Here is a 16,865-nt window from a genome sequence, read left to right on the forward strand (position 1 = left end):
AGTTATGGCATAGTAAAAACCGCTCTCCGGAGCGGTTTTTTTTTGCTTATGGAAAAGTAATTCGGGATAAAACAATGAAAAAAATAAAGTTATTATTGGCCGCGCTGGGCCTGGCGATGACTGCGCCGCTGCTGGCGGCAGAGAACAGCCAGGTACCGCTGCAGAAGGTGTTTAAACAGTGGCAGGTTACCTGCAACAATGTTAACGACTGCGACGTGCGTAATATGGATGAAGGGCTGCGGATTATTATCGCACGTCAGGCCGGGCCGCAGGGCGCGGTGTCGCTGCGTTTTCAGGGGTTTGGCAATGACGACCCGCAGGGGGTCTGGCTGGACGGGCAGCGCTGGAACAGCGAGCTGAGCTTCTCAAAGGCCGCTGAGGATGACTTTAACGTGGCCAGCACGGACAGCCTGGCGACCGTGCAGCGGTGGGTGCAGGCAAGTAAGAATGCCCTGAAGCTGTCGCTGGCACCGAACGGCGATGCGGCCTCGCTCAGCGGCCTGAACGCAGCGCTGCTGCTGGTGGATGAGCGTCAGGGGCGGCTGAATAATCAGACCGCGCTGCTGAAGGTTGGCAATAACGAACCAGACCAGGTACCGGCCCGGCCACGGCCGCCGGCGTTCAGCTTTACGCCGCCGAAGGTGGTGGCGCTGACCAACGCGCAGGCGCTGATTGACGGTGCGATCAAAGCCAACCTGCCGCTGCTGCAGAAAGAGGGCTGTGAGCCGGACGCAGAAAGTCGCGAACGCAGTGAGGCGCAGCCGCTGAACGCTCAGCAGGCGCTGGTGATGATCAACTGCGGGCTGGGTGCCTATCAGTCCTCCAGCATGCTTTTTATCAGTGACCGTGCTGATGCCACCCGCTCAACGCAACTGACGCTCTCGCTGCCGGTAGCGGGCGAATCGGGCCAGCCGGAACGTCTGAGCTGGTTTACCGAGGGCGGCTACGATCCTGCCGCCGGTGAACTGTACTTTTCAGGACGCGGGCGCGGCATTGCCGACTGCGGCCATAACGGCAGCTGGAAGTATGACGGTAAGGATTTTCATCTGGCCAGCTATAACAACCAGCCGTCCTGTAACGGCGGTGAGCCGGGTGACTGGCCGTCGTTGTGGGTGAGCGAAGCATCCCCCCGCTAGCCCGCCGTTACCAGGGGCCGCTGCAAAACCTGCGTTCAGCAGGGCTGTGAACATTCCTGCTGAACAGGGTCTCAGACGCCGTAAAGCCAACTGACCGGCGGCCCGTTGCCGCCCGGTTACTGCAATGAGGATACTATGCTTCGTCGTTTTTTTAGCTATTACGCGCCGTACAAGAAACTGTTTATGATCGATTTCGGCTGTGCCGTGCTGGCCGGCCTGCTGGAGCTGGCGTTCCCGATGGCGGTGCGCACCTTTATTGATAAGCTGCTGCCCGCTCAGGACTGGCCGCTGATCGTGATCGCCGCCCTGGCGCTGCTGGCGATCTATCTGATCAACACCGGCCTGATGGCGATCGTTAACTACTGGGGACACGCGCTGGGCGTCGGCATTGAGACCGATATGCGCCAGCAGGCGTTTTCCCATCTGCAAAAGCTGTCGCTGCGCTACTACGACAACACGAAAACCGGCCATATTATCACCCACGTGACGAAGGATCTGGAGGAGGTGGGAGAAATTGCCCACCACGGGCCGGAAGATCTGTTCCTGGCGATCATGACCTTTATCGGTGCCTTTATTCTGATGGCCAGCGTGCATCTGCCGCTGGCGCTGATCACCCTGGTGATCGTGCCCGGCATGTCGTGGCTGGTCAGCCGTCACGGTTCACAGATGGCGGAGACCTGGCGCAAGCTGTTCAGCCAGGTGGGTAATTTTAATACGCGTATTGAAGAGAGCATTGGTGGTATCCGCGTGGTGAAGGCCTTTGCCAACGAGCAGAAGGAGGAAGCGCTGTTCGCCGATGATAACGCCAGCTACCGCACCACCAAGCTGCGCGCTTACCGCATTATGACCACCAGTATGACCCTCAGCTACCTGAGCACCCGGCTGGTGCAGCTGATCGTGATGGTAGCGGGTACCTGGTACGTGCTGGCGGGCCAGCTGAGCTACGGTGGCTTTGTCGGTTTTCTGCTGCTGGTGGAGGTATTCTTCCGTCCGGTGCAGAAAATCTCGGCGGTGCTGGAGAGCTATCCGAAAGGCATCGCCGGCTTTAAACGTTTCACCCAGCTGATTGATACGCTGCCGGATATTACCGACAAACCCGATGCGGTGACGCTGGACGCGGTGCGCGGGGATATTACCTTCGACAAGGTGACCTTCGGTTATCAGGCCGATCGGCCAGTGCTCAGTCAGATCGACCTGACCATTCGCGCCGGTGAAACCATCGCCTTTGTCGGCCCGAGCGGCGCGGGAAAAACCACGCTCTGCTCGCTGCTACCGCGTTTTTATGATGTACAGAGCGGCGTCATTCGCATTGATGGCGTCGATATCCGCGACGTCACGCAACGGTCGCTGCGCGGTCAGATCGGTATCGTGCAGCAGGATGTGTTCCTGTTTGGCGGCACCATCCGTGAGAATATCGCCTACGGCCGGCTGGACGCCAGCGAAGAGGCGATCTGGCATGCCGCCCGTCAGGCCCATCTGGACGAGCTGATTGCCAGCCTGCCGCAGGGCATGGACACGGTGGTCGGCGAGCGCGGCGTCAAACTGTCGGGCGGCCAGAAGCAGCGTCTGTCGATCGCGCGGATCTTCCTGAAAAACCCGCCGATCCTGATCCTTGATGAAGCAACCTCGGCGCTGGATACCGCTACTGAACAGGCCATTCAGCAGTCGCTGAGTGAACTGTCCGCAGGCCGCACCTCGCTGGTGATCGCCCACCGCCTCAGCACCATTCAGAATGCAGACCGCATTATCGTGGTGGATGATAACGGTATCGTGGAGCAGGGCGATCATCGACAGCTGCTGGCAAAACAGGGGCACTATGCCCGCCTGCATCAGGCGCAGTTTGCCGCACGGTCACCGAACTGATCGGTAAGGCTAACGGTGGCTCGGCGTACAACGGCCGCGTTGCCGTGAGCCTTCACGCCAGGCCGCCGGGAAACTGCACCGGCAATAAAAAGGGGGCAGCAGAGCACCCTCTGCTGCCCCGGGGTGCAAACCGCGCACCAGGCCACATCACATCATTTGAAACGCTGCACGTCCATACTGGTCATGCCGATATCTTTCAGCTGCTCCTGGCTGAGCCCTGCCAGGATCCTGCGGGTGGCTGCCCGCAGGCGCGCGGCCTGCCAGCGGCGGTAAGGCAGGATAAAAATGGTGCGGACGGTGGCCCAGCTGAATGGCCGGGCTGCTCTGTTCTCGTAAAATTCCATGCTGCTCTCCCCTGATGGCGTCTGAGAGAAATTATGCCGTTAGCCGCCCAGTCGATACAGATGCAAAAATTCTCTTTTATTGCCATACAGAACGGGGGATAGTGTGTCTGAATGGTATTTTTCACCGGCATCTGTACTGGTTTTCAGTCGATGTGTGGAAATGAGAGGATACAATGACGCGTTATCAACATCTGGCCGACCTGCTGGCGCAACGCATTGAGCAGGGGTTGTATCAGGGCGGAGAGCGCCTGCCTTCGGTACGCACGCTCAGCGCCGAACACGGCGTCAGCATCAGCACCGTTCAGCAGGCGTACTACCTGCTGGAGGAGAAGCAGCTGATCACCCCGCAGCCGCGCTCCGGCTACTTTGTCACGCCGCGCAAGGCGGTGCCGCCGATCCCGCCGATGACCCGCCCGGTGCAGCGCCCGGTGGAGGTTACCCAGTGGGACCGCGTGCTGGAGCTGGTCAACGCGCGTCTGGATAACGACGTCTTTCAGCTTGGCAGCGGCATGCCCGACGTCAGCCAGCCAACGCTGAAGCCGCTGTGGAAAATTATCAACCGCCTCGGTCAGCAGATGGATCCGCGGATGCTCGCCTATGACAATCTGTACGGTGTGGTCGAACTGCGTGAACAGATTGCCCGCCTGCAGATCGACAGCGGCTGCCAGCTGACGGCGGATGACATTGTGGTGACCACCGGCTGCCACGAGGCGCTGTCGATTGCCATTCGCGCCGTCTGCCAGCCCGGCGACATTATTGCGGTGGAGTCCCCGACCTTCCACGGCACCATGCAGACCCTCAACGGGTACGGCATCCGCGCCATTGAAATTCCGACCGATTCGGTTTCCGGCATCAGCCTTGAAGCGCTGGAACTGGCGTTTGAGCAGTGGCCGATCAAAGGCGTGGTGGTGGTGCCTAACTGCAATAATCCGCTGGGTTTCATTATGCCGGAAGCGCGCAAGCGGGCGCTGATCGCGCTGGCACAACGTTTTGATGCGGCGATCATTGAGGATGACGTGTACGGCGAGCTGGCGTTTGACTATCCGCGGCCGGCGACCGTTAAATCGCTGGATCTGGACGGCCGGGTGATGCTGTGCAGCTCCTTCTCTAAAACGCTGGCGCCGGGGCTGCGCGTGGGCTGGATCGCGCCGGGGCGCTATTTCGATCGCGTGCTGCACCTGAAGTATATCGGCACCGGCTCCAGCGCGATTCAGGCGCAGCAGGCGGTGGCCAACTTCATTCGTCAGGGATACTACCTGCCGCACCTGCGGCGAATGCGCATGCTCTACCAGCGCAACCTCGAGATCTTCACGCGGCGGCTGCGCCATCACTTTCCCTGCGGCATCTGCGTCACCCGCCCGCAGGGCAGCTTCCTGCTGTGGGTCGAACTGCCCGAACCGTTTGACGTGCACCGGCTGAATCAGGACCTGCGTGAAACGAAAATACAGGTGGCGGTGGGCTCGCTGTTCTCGGCCTCCGGCAAATACCGTAACTGCCTGCGTCTGAGCTACGGGCATCCGTTTACCGATAAAACCGATCGGGCACTGGCCATTATTGGTGCGGCGCTGACGCGGGCGATGGCGGCCTGCATGCCGGAGATGCCGACCGAAGCCGAAGCTACGGACGCGCTGGCGCTGGTGGAGGAAGGCGGGGCCGGTGGGAAAGGATAACCGGCCCCGGCAGCCAGCCGCCGGGCTGACCACGGTTCTACTCTACCCGCTGTGGGCTGCGGGAAAAGCGCGGGTGCGGCGTTATGGAATGCGTATTCAGCGCTATTGATGGCGTTGCCTGCGGTGTCATTTTTTTGTGCACGACTACACAAAAAAGAGTGCCGTGACCGGTGTTGCAGGCCTGGTAGCTGAGTAGCCGGAGTCGAAGAGGGCGTTGCCGTGGGGAAGGAAGGCAGCAGCGCGGGTCTGCTGCCTGAACTGAAATAGGTATTCCTCTGGCATCCGGCCGCTCACTACGTTGTCGGGATAGGTTCCGCCAACGTTAACAGCACGGATCTGCTGCCCGATCGTAAGGTGTACGTCCCCCCTGGCGACCGGCCGCTCGCTACCTCATCTGGCCCGGCTCCGCCAGCGCCAACAGCTGGCGGGTCGCCGCCTGCCAGTCGTCGGCCTGGGTAATCGCGCTGACCACCGCAATGCTGCCGACGCCGGTTGCCAGTACCGCCGGTGCGCGTTGCAGGCTGATACCGCCAATCGCCACGGTGGAGATCCCCTGCAGGCGTTTAACGTGGCGGCTCAGCTCCTCCAGCCCCTGCGGTGCCGACGGCATCTCCTTGGTCCGGGTCGGGAACACGTGCCCCAGCGCAACATAGGAGGGCTGCTCCGCCAGCGCGCGATCCAGCTCGGCGTCGTCGTGGGTGGAAAGCCCCAGGCGCAGGCCGGCGGCATGAATGGCGTCAAGGTTGGCGACGTTCAAATCCTCCTGGCCCAGATGCACGCCATAGGCCTGATGCTTAATCGCCAGCCGCCAGTAGTCGTTGATAAACAGCCGTGCGTTGTAGCGTTTGCCCAGCGCAATGGCGTCGGCAATCTGCTGTTCTACCTCATCCTCCTGACGGTCTTTAATACGCAGCTGGATTGTGCGCACGCCGCACGCCAGCAGGCGGTCGATCCATTCTACGGTTTCCACTACCGGATAGAGCCCAAGCCGGGCTTCGGTGGCGGGGAAGGCACCACGACTCATACATTTTCCTCGGTTTTTAGCGTGTCGGCGCGATGATACAGTTCACCGCCCCGGTTACGGAACTCTTCAGGCATCTGCAGCATGCCTATTTCAACTGGCTGTGCTTCGGCTGCCTGGCGGGCAGCGTACTCGCGCACTTCCTGGGTGATCTTCATCGAACAGAACTTAGGCCCGCACATCGAGCAGAAGTGGGCCACCTTGCCGGACTCCTGCGGCAGCGTTTCATCGTGATAGGCGCGCGCAGTATGCGGATCCAGCGCCAGGTTAAACTGATCCTCCCAGCGGAATTCGAAGCGCGCCTTCGACATGGCGTTATCGCGGATCTGCGCGCCCGGATGCCCCTTCGCCAGGTCGGCGGCGTGGGCGGCAATTTTGTAGGTAATCAGGCCCTGCTTAACGTCCTCCTTATTCGGCAGGCCGAGGTGCTCTTTCGGCGTCACGTAGCACAGCATGGCACAGCCGAACCAGCCAATCATCGCCGCGCCGATACCGGAGGTGAAGTGATCGTAGCCCGGCGCAATATCGGTGGTTAGCGGGCCAAGAGTGTAGAACGGTGCTTCATGGCAGTGTTCCAGCTGTTCAGTCATATTGACCCGAATGCGCTGCATCGGTACATGACCGGGGCCTTCAATCATCACCTGTACGTCATACTCCCAGGCGATTTTGGTCAGCTCGCCCAGGGTGCGCAGCTCGGCAAACTGCGCTTCGTCGTTAGCATCCTGAATTGAGCCGGGGCGCAGGCCGTCACCCAGCGACAGCGCCACGTCATAGGCGGCACAGATTTCGCAAATTTCGCGGAAGTGGCGATAGAGGAAACTCTCCTGGTGATGCGACAGGCACCACTTAGCCATGATCGATCCGCCGCGTGAGACGATGCCGGTCAGGCGCTTCGCGGTCATCGGCACGTAGCGCAGCAGCACACCGGCGTGGATAGTAAAGTAGTCCATCCCCTGTTCCGCCTGCTCCAGCAGCGTGTCGCGGAAAATTTCCCAGGTGAGGTCCTCAGCAACGCCGTTGACCTTCTCCAGCGCCTGATAGATCGGTACGGTACCGATCGGCACCGGACTATTACGCAGGATCCACTCACGCGTTTCGTGAATATAGCGTCCGGTAGAGAGGTCCATTACCGTATCCGCCCCCCAGCGTGCCGACCACACCAGCTTCTCTACCTCTTCTTCGATCGAGGAGCTGACCGCCGAGTTGCCGATATTGGCGTTGACCTTCACCAGGAAGTTGCGGCCGATAATCATCGGCTCAGACTCAGGGTGGTTGATGTTCGACGGGATAATCGCCCGCCCGGCGGCCACCTCCTGGCGCACAAATTCGGCGGTAATGTTCTCCGGCAGGCTGGCACCAAAGCTGTTACCCGGGTGCTGCTGCAACAGCACCTCGCTGCGGATACGCTCGCGGCCCATATTCTCGCGCACGGCGATAAACTCCATCTCCGGGGTGATTACCCCGAGCCGCGCATAGTGCATCTGGGTGACGCAGCGCCCGGCCTGCGCGCGACGTGGGCGCGGCCGCTGTTCAAAGCGCAGATGATCCAGCCCGTCATCCGCCAGCCGCTGCTGGGTGTAGGTGGAGCTCAGTTCGTCGATCTCTTCACTGTCACTGCGCGCGGCAATCCACCCGCTGCGCAGCTTAGGCAGGCCGCGATGCACGTCAATCGCCGCTGCCGGATCGCCATACGGGCCGGCGGTATCGTAGACCGGCACCGGCTCATTCTGCTCCAGCGTGGGATTGTCTTTACTGCCGCCTGTGACGGTCGGGCTGAGCTGGATTTCGCGCATGGGCACGCGGATATCCGGCCGGGAGCCAGTCAGGTAGATGCGTTTGGAATTCGGAAAAGCGGTGCCCTGCAGGGAATCAATAAACTGCTGCGCTTCGGCGCGCTGCTCACGGCGTGATGACTTTTTTTCAACGGTAGACATAGCAAATTCCTGATTAAAGGGAAATATGCTTGCCTGGAGGCGGGAGTAATTTGCACGATATCAACGCGTACGGCCTGATACCGTTACAGCTGTTTTACTCTTGTTCCCTTCGCAGGTATTAACCTGATCAGGTTCCGCGGATCCCGAATTAACGGTCTCAGCCCCGAGGGGCACTCCGACAAGAAGACGCTGGTACATGGCTCAACAGAGCGTACCGGCTTTGGGCAAAATGCGCCTGCTCAAAGCCCCTGAAGCATAAAGGGGCCGATCACAAATCACAAGGCTTTCACCAATCTCTAACGATTTCAGGCAGGGCGGGCGAGGGTCGGTTCGTTGGCAGCGATCTGTTTTTGCACGTGATTTTCCATCGCTAACTGGATGAATTTATCTTCCAGCGAGAAGCGGGATTCCAGCGCTTCGCCGACGCCTGAGAGCGCCTGCTGGAACTCAAGGCAGTTATCATCATCGATCGCCGTTTCCAGATGCGAGTCATAAATCTGCATAATGCGGTCGGTATTCGCCTGCAACGACGGGTAGATCACTGCCGCCTGTGCCAGCTGTTCGCTGCCTTCCAGCTCTTTAATAAAACGCTCGTACAGGGTGAAATGGCCGGTTGACAGATAGTCCACCAGGCTGTGGCAGAAGTTATCCAGCGCGTTTTCATCGAGTGCGGTCAGGGAATCCTTGTTCGGCTTCAGACCGGCCATTTGGTAATAGGTAACCAGTAACTGCTTACGTGAATGCAGGCAGAGGTCGACCAGTTCGCTGCAACCGCCAACGCGTGCGGTAAGGACGTCTAACTGGTTAAGCATGTTCAACTCCGTCGTGTTATTTTGAACATCTGACCTCAATCCGCTTTGATGAGCTGAGGAAAATGAGCATTTTATGGAACGTCAACTAACAAGCGTAGACGCTGGCTGGTGGGTTGTCAGCACCGAAAACAAAATTTGGTTACCAAAAGGCGAATTACCTTACGGCCAGGCCGGAGCACTGGGTCTGGAGGGATCCCGCGGATCCTTGCTGGGCGAATGGCAGGGCGAACCGGTCTGGCTGATCCGCGAAAGCCGCCCCAAGGAGTGCGGATCGCTGCGCCAGCTGCTGGATCAGGAGCCCGGGCTGTTTCAGCTGGTCGGGCGTGGCGTACAGCTGGCCGAATTCTACCGCTCGCATCGCTGGTGCGGCTACTGCGGGCATGAAATGCACCACAGCAGAACCGAATGGGCCTGCCTGTGCCATCACTGCCGCCAGCGGTATTATCCGCAGATAGCGCCGTGCATGATCGTGGCGATCCGCCGCGGTGAGGAGATCCTGCTGGCGCAGCACACCCGCCACCGCAACGGCATTTACACGGTGCTGGCCGGTTTTACCGAGGTGGGTGAAACGCTGGAACAGACGGTGGCAAGGGAGGTTATGGAAGAGAGTGGCCTCCGGGTGAAAAATGTGCGCTATGTCGCCTCGCAGCCGTGGCCGTTCCCGCAGTCGCTGATGATGGCGTTTATGGCCGACTATGACAGCGGTGAGATTCAGATCGACCCGAAGGAGCTGCTGGATGCCGGCTGGTATCGCTATGATGCACTGCCGCTGCTGCCACCGGCGGGCACCATTGCCCGCCGGCTGATTGAAGATACCGTGGCGCTGTGCCGCGCGGGTGTGGAATGACGTGATACACTATTCCTCTGAAAATGAGAGAGCCTGAAGATGAGTGAACTGAAGAACGATCGTTATCTGCGCGCCTTGCTGCGCCAGCCTGTTGATGTGACCCCGGTATGGATGATGCGCCAGGCAGGGCGTTATTTGCCGGAGTACAAAGCCACTCGTGCCGTGGCCGGTGACTTTATGTCACTGTGCAAAAACGCCGAGCTGGCCTGCGAAGTGACGCTGCAACCGCTGCGCCGTTATCCACTGGATGCCGCGATCCTGTTCTCCGACATTCTGACCATCCCGGATGCGATGGGGCTGGGGCTTTACTTTGAAGCGGGGGAAGGTCCGCGCTTCTCTTCACCGATTACCTGCCGCGCCGACGTCGACAAGCTGCCGATCCCCGATCCGGAAGGTGAGCTGGGCTACGTGATGGACGCGGTGCGTACCATCCGTAAAAACCTCAACGGGGAAGTGCCGCTGATCGGTTTTTCCGGCAGCCCGTGGACGCTGGCCACCTATATGGTGGAAGGCGGCAGCAGCAAGGCGTTCACTAAGCTGAAAAAGATGATGTACGCCGAGCCGCAGACCCTGCACCTGATGCTGGACAAGCTGGCGGACAGCGTGACGCTTTACCTGAATGCGCAGATCCGTGCCGGCGCACAGTCGGTAATGATCTTCGATACCTGGGGTGGCGTGCTGACCGGGCGCGACTATCTGGAGTTCTCGCTCCATTACATGCATAAAATTATCGACGGCCTGCTGCATGAAAATGAAGGCCGCCGGGTGCCGGTTACCCTGTTCACCAAAGGCGGCGGGCAGTGGCTTGAACAGATGGCTGCCACCGGCTGTGACGCGCTGGGGCTGGACTGGACCACCGATATCGCCGACGCGCGCCGCCGGGTCGGCGATAAAGTCGCGCTGCAGGGCAACATGGATCCGTCGATCCTCTACGCGCCGCCTGCACGCATCGAGCAGGAAGTGGCGGGCATTCTCAACGGCTTTGGCCAGGGTAACGGCCACGTCTTCAACCTGGGGCACGGTATCCATCAGGACGTGCCGCCGGAACATGCCGGCGCGTTTGTTGAGGCGGTACACCGCCTGTCACGCCCTTACCACCAGGAGTAATTATGGATATCACCGCATTACGCACCGAGCAGTTGCAACGGGCAGCAGAAGCGGTGCACCACGATGACTTTGACGTGTTTCCCCCGCGCCTGATTGGCGGCGCGGACGTCGGCTTTGAACAGGGCGGTGAGGTCACCCGTGCCGCCCTGGCGATTCTTGAGTACCCCTCGCTGCGGGTGATTGACTACCAGGTGGCGCGCATTGCCACCACCATGCCCTATATCCCCGGCTACCTCTCCTTTCGCGAAACGCCTGCGCTGCTGGCCGCGTGGCAGCAACTGACGCATTATCCCGATCTGCTGATGGTCGACGGTCACGGCATGGCGCACCCGCGTCGGCTGGGCGTGGCCAGCCACTTTGGCCTGCTGGTGGACGTGCCGACGCTGGGGGTAGCAAAAAAGCGACTGTGCGGTAAATTTGAGCCGCCGGCGGCTGAACCCGGCAGCTGTCAGCCGCTGACCGATAAGGGAGAGTCGATTGGCTGGGTGCTGCGCAGCAAGCTGCGCTGTAACCCGCTGTTTGTCTCCGGCGGGCATCGCATCAGCAACGACACGGCGCTGACCTGGGTACAAAACTGCCTGCGTGGCTACCGTTTACCGGAACCGACCCGCTGGGCAGACGCTATTGCCTCGCGACGCGCCGCTTTTAGCGCCATCGACCGGGGTTAACCGTGCTGCACGGCGGCTTTTCAGGTACACTGCCCGCAGCGCGTTAATACTGAGATCCCGATATGTTACGTAACCCGATTCATCTGCGGCTGGAAAAGCTGGAAAGCTGGCAGCACGTTACTTTTATGGCCTGCCTGTGCGAACGCATGGCACCGAACTACCGTGAGTTCTGTCAGCAGTCCGGCTTTGGCGACGGCCAGCTCTATCGCCGAATTCTCGATCTGCTGTGGGAAACGCTGGTGGTAAAAGACGCTAAAGTGAATTTCGACTCCCAGCTGGAAAAACTGGAAGAGGCGATCCCTTCCGCGGACGACTATGATATGTACGGCGTCTATCCGGCGATTGATGCCTGCGTCGCCCTGAGCGAACTGCTGCACTCGCGTCTGAGCGGTGAAACGCTGGCGCATGCGATTGCCGTTAGCGAGACCTCGATTACCACCGTTGCGATGCTGGAAATGACCCAGGCTGAGCGGGAAATGACCGAAGAAGAGCTGAAGCTAAACCCGGCGGTAGAAGAGGAGTGGGACATCCAGTGGGAGATATTTCGCCTGCTGGCGGCCTGCGAGGAGCGGGACCTTGATTTGATTAAGGGGCTACGTTCTGACCTTCGCGAATCCGGGATCAGTAACATCGGTATAAATTATCAGCATTAAGACAGCAAAACGTGACTTCAGGCCTGAATTGTAGCGCCTTTGGTCTTCACATCCGCCCCCTGTCTGGTCTACATTTGGGGGGCTGAAAAATGTGGCTATCGGTGCGTGAATGCAGGAGAGTGCCAGACACTGGTTTTTCCCTCGCACTTGATGCTTAGCAAGCGATAAATACACTGTAAGGATAACTTATGAACAAGACTCAACTGATTGATGTAATTGCGGACAAAGCGGACCTGTCAAAGACCCAGGCTAAAGCTGCACTGGAATCGACTCTGGCTGCAATTACCGAGTCTCTGAAAGAAGGTGATGCTGTACAACTGGTTGGTTTTGGTACCTTTAAAGTTAACCACCGTGCTGAGCGTACTGGCCGCAACCCGCAGACTGGCAACGAGATCAAAATTGCTGCTGCCAATGTACCAGCATTCGTTTCTGGTAAGGCACTGAAAGACGCTGTTAAGTAATCGCTTTACGGTGAAAGGTTTTAACAGGGGGGCGCTATCGCCCCTTTTGTTTATCTGTAATTTGTCCCCCGCCCGGACTCGGGTGCTTCTGCTGCGGTGAGAAGATGATGGTGCGAAACGCTTTCATATGACGCTGACCTTGCTAAAACGACTTATTCCTTCGCTGATGCTGGCCGTGCTGGCAGGCTGTAGCTTGCACTCTTCCCTGCCTGATTTTACCGCCAGCGGCTATCTGGCCGATCGCGGCGCCGTACGTATCTGGCGTAAAAACAGCGATCCTCAGACCACCCACATGCGGGTGGCGGTGACGCCCTTCAGCAGCGGTGCAGGCGAAACCCGTGACTACCTGTGGCAAAAGGGCAAGCTGGTCTCGATTGAGCGGCATCTGCTGGGGGCCCAGTCGGATGACGTGACGCTGCGGTTTGACCATGATGGCAGCCTGAGCTTTATGCAGCGCCAGCTGGCAGGCCGCCGGGAGCCCCTCTCTGCCGATGCGGTAGCGCTGTATCAGTTTGACGCGCAGCGGATGCTGAAGATCAGCGACGACCTGCTGAGCGGCCGCGTGCTGTTGCAGCAGGGGCGCTGGCAGGCAGACGGCAGCGTCACCGGCTGCGACGGCCAGCGGCGTCAGGCGGAATTTGATGCGGGTGAGCAGCAGCAGATCCTGCGCCAGCAGCGGCTGGCCCGGGGAGCACTGAACGTGGCCTGGCTGGAAGCGCCAGCCGGTACGCAGCTGTTGCTGGTGACCGCCGACGACCTGTGCCTGACCGCACCGAAAGAAGCTGACTTCTGAACGTCAGGACAGCAGAGGAACAGAACGCCATAGGGCGTCCCGCAGCCGCGCTGTAAGCCTGAACCCTGACGTCGCAGCGGTGCTGTACGCCTGAGGCCTGGACCCTGACGTCTGCATCAACGCCCAAAAAAAACGGGCCAGACATGATGTCCAGCCCGCAGGTGTAACGTCCGTTCAGGGCAACGCCCCGTCGGGCTTACTTGCGGTCGATCGCCCGGTAGCCGATATCGCTACGGCAGAAGCTGCCATTCCAGCCGATCGGCTTTGCCAGCTCGTACGCGCGTTTTTGCGCGGCGGCCACATCATCACCCAGCGCGGTGACGCACAGCACGCGTCCGCCGCTGGTGACCACGACGCCATCCTCCAGCGTGGTGCCTGCGTGGAACACCTTACCGTCGGCGGCGTCGGTCTGCGGCAGGCCGTGGATTGCTTCCCCGTTGACGTAATCGCCAGGGTAACCACCGGCGGCCAGTACGACGCCCAGCGAAGGGCGCGGATCCCAGACCGAATCTTTCTCGTTCAGCTTACCGTCCACGGCGGCCAGACAGAGTTCGACCAGGTCGGACTGCAGGCGCAGCATGATTGGCTGTGTTTCCGGGTCGCCAAAGCGGCAGTTAAATTCAATCACCTTTGGCTGGCCGCTTTTGTCGATCATCAGGCCAGCGTACAGGAAGCCGGTGTAGACGTTGCCTTCGCTGGCCATGCCGCGCACGGTTGGCCAGATCACTTCGTCCATCACACGCTGGTGGACTTCATCGGTCACTACCGGTGCCGGCGAGTAAGCGCCCATACCGCCGGTGTTCGGGCCGGTATCACCGTCGCCCACGCGTTTGTGATCCTGGCTGGTCGCCATCGGCAGCACGTTTTCACCGTCGACCATGACAATAAAGCTGGCTTCCTCACCATCAAGGAACTCTTCCACCACAATGCGGTGGCCGGCGTCGCCAAAGGCGTTGCCCGCCAGCATGTCCTGGATCGCGTCTTCCGCTTCCTGCAGGGTCAGCGCCACAATCACGCCTTTACCTGCGGCCAGGCCATCGGCCTTGATAACGATCGGTGCGCCTTGCTCACGTACGTAAGCCAGCGCCGGCTCCACTTCTGTGAAGTTCTGATAGCCGCCGGTAGGGATCTGATGGCGCGCGAGGAAATCTTTGGTAAAGGCCTTCGAGCCCTCCAGCTGTGCCGCTGCCTGGGTCGGGCCAAAGATTTTCAGACCGGCGGCGCGGAAGGCGTCCACCACGCCGATCACCAGCGGCGCTTCCGGGCCGACGATGGTCAGATCAATCTTCTCGCTTTGTGCAAAGCTCAGCAGGCCGGCAATATCCGTCGCGCTGATGGCCACGTTCTGTAGCGCAGGTTCCAGCGCGGTACCGGCATTGCCCGGTGCCACGAAGACGGCGTCTGCCAGCGGTGACTGAGAGGCTTTCCAGGCCAGCGCATGTTCACGGCCGCCATTACCAATAACTAAAATTTTCATCTGAGACTCCGTAATTAATGGCGGAAATGGCGCATGTCGGTGAAGATCATCGCAATGCCGTGTTCATCCGCGGCGGCGATCACCTCGTCATCACGAATAGAGCCACCCGGCTGAATAACACAGGTAATGCCGACCGCAGCGGCGGCATCAATGCCATCACGGAACGGGAAGAAGGCATCCGACGCCATGGCAGAACCTTTTACTTCCAGGCCTTCATCGGCAGCCTTTATACCGGCGATTTTTGCGGAATAGACGCGGCTCATCTGGCCGGCACCAATGCCGATGGTCATATTGTCACGCGCATAAACGATAGCATTAGACTTGACGAACTTCGCCACTTTCCAGCAGAACAACGCATCACGCAGTTCCTGCTCCGACGGCTGGCGTTTGCTGACCACGCGCAGCTGGCTTTCGCCGACCATGCCCAGATCGCGATCCTGCACCAGCAGGCCGCCATTAACGCGCTTAAAGTCGAGACCGGTCTGGCGTTCCTGCCACTGGCCACAGGTCAGCACGCGAACGTTCTGCTTGGTGGCGGTGACTTTCAACGCGGCTTCGCTGGCTGACGGGGCGATGATCACTTCAACGAACTGACGGCTGACGATCGCCTGTGCGGTCGCTTCGTCCAGTTCACGGTTGAAGGCGATAATGCCACCGAAGGCCGAGGTCGGGTCGGTCTGCCAGGCGCGCTCGTAAGCGTCAAGAATGGAACCGCCAACCGCAACGCCGCACGGGTTAGCGTGCTTGACGATCACACAGGCCGGCTGCTCGAACTCTTTCACGCACTCCAGTGCGGCATCGGTATCGGCGATGTTGTTGTATGAGAGCGCTTTACCCTGAACCTGCTGCGCGGTGGCCACCGAAGCTTCGCTAACGTTCTCTTCTATATAGAAGGCAGCATCCTGATGGCTGTTTTCGCCGTAACGCATATCCTGCTTCTTAATAAAGTTCAGGTTAAGGGTGCGCGGGAAGCGACCGGACGGTTCGGTGGTCTCACCGTGATAGGCCGGGACCAGGCTGCCAAAGTAGTTGGCAATCATGCTGTCATAGGCCGCAGTGTGTTCAAAGGCTTTAATCGCCAGGTCGAAACGGGTCGTCAGGGTCAGCGAGTTATCGTTCGCATCCAGCTCCGCCACGATGGCCGGGTAGTCGCTGCTTTTCACCACGATTGCCACGTCTTTATGGTTCTTGGCGGCGGAGCGCACCATGGTCGGGCCGCCGATGTCGATGTTCTCGACGGCGTCTTCCAGCGAGCAGCCTTCACGGGCCACTGTCTGGGCAAACGGATACAGGTTAACGACCACCATATCAATCGGAGAGATGCTGTGCTCGGCCATGATGGCATCGTCCTGACCGCGGCGTCCTAAAATGCCACCATGCACTTTCGGGTGCAGCGTTTTAACGCGTCCATCCATCATTTCCGGGAAACCGGTATAGTCAGAGACTTCAGTCACGGGCAGGCCAGCGTCAGCCAACAGGCGGGCAGTACCGCCGGTGGAGAGCAGCTCGACGCCACGTTGAGAAAGCGCCTGAGCGAATTCGAGGATACCGGCTTTGTCAGACACGCTGAGCAGCGCGCGGCGTACAGGACGACGTTGTTGCATTAGGTTTTTCCCTTGGCATTGGATCGCATAGATAAGAGCGTTATATGAAGTCTGCTGTGCTCTCTTCTATATAGAGGAACAGAAAACTTCAGGTAACGCCCCTGGAGGGGGCTTCCATTACGCGCGGGCATTGTAGCGAAAACGTTTGCGCGATGCTCGTCAAAATTGCCGTTTTGCGGCAACTGTGGATAAGTTTGTGCACAAATGCGTATAAGGTGGGCTTTTGCTGGGGATTGCAGCAAACAGATAAAATATCGCAAATTAGCCCTTGTCACCCGTCGAGAACTCCCTATAATGCGCCTCCATCGACACGGAACAACGGCTTACAGGCCAGCGTGTTGAGAGGTTCAGGAAGTTCTGAATCGCCGGAAAAAACCTCTCAAAAAGAAGTTGACTCCGAAGGAGGAAAGCGTAATATACGCCACCTCGCAACAGGAAGCTTCGGCACTGATTGCACCGCTCTTTAACAATTTAT

The 16,865-nt window shown here is 59.4% G+C and carries 15 protein-coding genes and 1 riboswitch; of the genes, 9 read left to right on the forward strand and 6 right to left on the reverse strand.

The annotated features are described in order from the left end of the window. Nucleotides 1–74 precede the first annotated feature (74 nt). Together ASF13_RS08645 and ASF13_RS08650 are read left to right on the forward strand one after the other, a co-directional pair. Nucleotides 75–1,136, forward strand: a complete 1,062-nt coding sequence (locus tag ASF13_RS08645) for a DUF1176 domain-containing protein (protein WP_056234895.1) — start codon at nucleotides 75–77, stop codon at nucleotides 1,134–1,136. Between the two features lie 135 nt (nucleotides 1,137–1,271). Then, nucleotides 1,272–2,999, forward strand: coding sequence for an ABC transporter ATP-binding protein (locus ASF13_RS08650; RefSeq protein ID WP_056234896.1), 1,728 nt, complete (start codon nucleotides 1,272–1,274; stop codon nucleotides 2,997–2,999). A 152-nt stretch (nucleotides 3,000–3,151) separates the two neighbouring features. Here ASF13_RS08650 and ASF13_RS08655 read toward each other — a convergent pair whose 3' ends face one another. Then, nucleotides 3,152–3,343 (reverse strand): DUF1127 domain-containing protein, encoded by a 192-nt coding sequence (locus ASF13_RS08655; RefSeq protein WP_056234899.1) that lies wholly within the window; start codon nucleotides 3,341–3,343, stop codon nucleotides 3,152–3,154. 173 nt (nucleotides 3,344–3,516) lie between these two features. Between ASF13_RS08655 and ASF13_RS08660 the strand changes: the two genes are divergently transcribed. Next, nucleotides 3,517–5,013, forward strand: coding sequence for a PLP-dependent aminotransferase family protein (locus ASF13_RS08660; RefSeq protein WP_056234902.1), 1,497 nt, complete (start codon nucleotides 3,517–3,519; stop codon nucleotides 5,011–5,013). Nucleotides 5,014–5,398: 385 nt separating this feature from the next. On the opposite strand, the gene thiE is transcribed toward ASF13_RS08660, so the two are convergent. The 3 genes from thiE to ASF13_RS08675 all read right to left on the reverse strand — a co-directional run bounded on the left by thiE (nucleotide 5,399) and on the right by ASF13_RS08675 (nucleotide 8,780). Continuing rightward, nucleotides 5,399–6,037 (reverse strand): thiamine phosphate synthase, encoded by a 639-nt coding sequence (thiE, locus tag ASF13_RS08665; RefSeq protein ID WP_056234904.1) that lies wholly within the window; start codon nucleotides 6,035–6,037, stop codon nucleotides 5,399–5,401. Beyond that, complete coding sequence (thiC, locus tag ASF13_RS08670; protein ID WP_056234907.1) at nucleotides 6,034–7,968, reverse strand: phosphomethylpyrimidine synthase ThiC; 1,935 nt, start codon at nucleotides 7,966–7,968, stop codon at nucleotides 6,034–6,036. The genes thiE and thiC overlap by 4 nt, the downstream gene beginning before the upstream one ends. A gap of 87 nt (nucleotides 7,969–8,055) precedes the next feature. Then, nucleotides 8,056–8,156, reverse strand: a riboswitch (TPP riboswitch). Nucleotides 8,157–8,273: 117 nt separating this feature from the next. Next, nucleotides 8,274–8,780 (reverse strand): Rsd/AlgQ family anti-sigma factor, encoded by a 507-nt coding sequence (locus ASF13_RS08675; RefSeq protein ID WP_056234910.1) that lies wholly within the window; start codon nucleotides 8,778–8,780, stop codon nucleotides 8,274–8,276. A gap of 73 nt (nucleotides 8,781–8,853) precedes the next feature. On the opposite strand from ASF13_RS08675, the gene nudC reads away from it, so the two are divergent. The 6 genes from nudC to ASF13_RS08705 all read left to right on the forward strand — a co-directional run bounded on the left by nudC (nucleotide 8,854) and on the right by ASF13_RS08705 (nucleotide 13,309). Continuing rightward, nucleotides 8,854–9,627 carry an NAD(+) diphosphatase gene (nudC, locus tag ASF13_RS08680; RefSeq protein WP_056234912.1) on the forward strand — a complete coding sequence of 258 codons (774 nt, stop codon included), beginning with the start codon at nucleotides 8,854–8,856 and terminating at the stop codon, nucleotides 9,625–9,627. Between the two features lie 39 nt (nucleotides 9,628–9,666). After that, nucleotides 9,667–10,734 carry a uroporphyrinogen decarboxylase gene (hemE, locus tag ASF13_RS08685; protein ID WP_056234914.1) on the forward strand — a complete coding sequence of 356 codons (1,068 nt, stop codon included), beginning with the start codon at nucleotides 9,667–9,669 and terminating at the stop codon, nucleotides 10,732–10,734. Between the two features lie 2 nt (nucleotides 10,735–10,736). Next, nucleotides 10,737–11,402 (forward strand): deoxyribonuclease V, encoded by a 666-nt coding sequence (gene nfi, locus ASF13_RS08690; RefSeq protein ID WP_056234917.1) that lies wholly within the window; start codon nucleotides 10,737–10,739, stop codon nucleotides 11,400–11,402. 62 nt (nucleotides 11,403–11,464) lie between these two features. Beyond that, the gene (locus ASF13_RS08695; RefSeq protein WP_056234919.1) at nucleotides 11,465–12,055 is read left to right on the forward strand and encodes a YjaG family protein; all 591 of its coding nucleotides are present in this window, start codon (nucleotides 11,465–11,467) and stop codon (nucleotides 12,053–12,055) included. 188 nt (nucleotides 12,056–12,243) lie between these two features. After that, nucleotides 12,244–12,516, forward strand: a complete 273-nt coding sequence (gene hupA, locus ASF13_RS08700) for a nucleoid-associated protein HU-alpha (RefSeq protein WP_017803060.1) — start codon at nucleotides 12,244–12,246, stop codon at nucleotides 12,514–12,516. Nucleotides 12,517–12,643: 127 nt separating this feature from the next. Further along, nucleotides 12,644–13,309, forward strand: a complete 666-nt coding sequence (locus tag ASF13_RS08705) for a DUF1481 domain-containing protein (RefSeq protein ID WP_056234922.1) — start codon at nucleotides 12,644–12,646, stop codon at nucleotides 13,307–13,309. Between the two features lie 196 nt (nucleotides 13,310–13,505). Here ASF13_RS08705 and purD read toward each other — a convergent pair whose 3' ends face one another. Then, nucleotides 13,506–14,786: a phosphoribosylamine--glycine ligase gene (gene purD, locus ASF13_RS08710; protein WP_056234923.1), complete on the reverse strand. Its 1,281-nt coding sequence runs from the start codon at nucleotides 14,784–14,786 to the stop codon at nucleotides 13,506–13,508. Between the two features lie 14 nt (nucleotides 14,787–14,800). Next, a complete protein-coding gene (gene purH, locus ASF13_RS08715; RefSeq protein WP_056234926.1) occupies nucleotides 14,801–16,390 on the reverse strand; it encodes a bifunctional phosphoribosylaminoimidazolecarboxamide formyltransferase/IMP cyclohydrolase in 1,590 nt (529 codons plus the stop codon). Between the last annotated feature and the right edge of the window lie 475 nt (nucleotides 16,391–16,865).

It is taken from the genome of Erwinia sp. Leaf53, from assembly GCF_001422605.1.
Lineage (GTDB): Bacteria > Pseudomonadota > Gammaproteobacteria > Enterobacterales > Enterobacteriaceae > Erwinia.

Coding starts and splice junctions, on each gene's coding strand:
- hupA (WP_017803060.1), top strand. CDS start 12,244: ATGAACAAGACTCAACTGATTGATGTAATTGCGGACAAAGCGGACCTG.
- ASF13_RS08650 (WP_056234896.1), top strand. CDS start 1,272: ATGCTTCGTCGTTTTTTTAGCTATTACGCGCCGTACAAGAAACTGTTT.
- ASF13_RS08705 (WP_056234922.1), top strand. CDS start 12,644: ATGACGCTGACCTTGCTAAAACGACTTATTCCTTCGCTGATGCTGGCC.
- purH (WP_056234926.1), bottom strand. CDS start 16,390: ATGCAACAACGTCGTCCTGTACGCCGCGCGCTGCTCAGCGTGTCTGAC.
- thiC (WP_056234907.1), bottom strand. CDS start 7,968: ATGTCTACCGTTGAAAAAAAGTCATCACGCCGTGAGCAGCGCGCCGAA.
- thiE (WP_056234904.1), bottom strand. CDS start 6,037: ATGAGTCGTGGTGCCTTCCCCGCCACCGAAGCCCGGCTTGGGCTCTAT.
- nfi (WP_056234917.1), top strand. CDS start 10,737: ATGGATATCACCGCATTACGCACCGAGCAGTTGCAACGGGCAGCAGAA.
- hemE (WP_056234914.1), top strand. CDS start 9,667: ATGAGTGAACTGAAGAACGATCGTTATCTGCGCGCCTTGCTGCGCCAG.
- ASF13_RS08695 (WP_056234919.1), top strand. CDS start 11,465: ATGTTACGTAACCCGATTCATCTGCGGCTGGAAAAGCTGGAAAGCTGG.
- ASF13_RS08675 (WP_056234910.1), bottom strand. CDS start 8,780: ATGCTTAACCAGTTAGACGTCCTTACCGCACGCGTTGGCGGTTGCAGC.
- purD (WP_056234923.1), bottom strand. CDS start 14,786: ATGAAAATTTTAGTTATTGGTAATGGCGGCCGTGAACATGCGCTGGCC.
- ASF13_RS08660 (WP_056234902.1), top strand. CDS start 3,517: ATGACGCGTTATCAACATCTGGCCGACCTGCTGGCGCAACGCATTGAG.
- ASF13_RS08655 (WP_056234899.1), bottom strand. CDS start 3,343: ATGGAATTTTACGAGAACAGAGCAGCCCGGCCATTCAGCTGGGCCACC.
- ASF13_RS08645 (WP_056234895.1), top strand. CDS start 75: ATGAAAAAAATAAAGTTATTATTGGCCGCGCTGGGCCTGGCGATGACT.
- nudC (WP_056234912.1), top strand. CDS start 8,854: ATGGAACGTCAACTAACAAGCGTAGACGCTGGCTGGTGGGTTGTCAGC.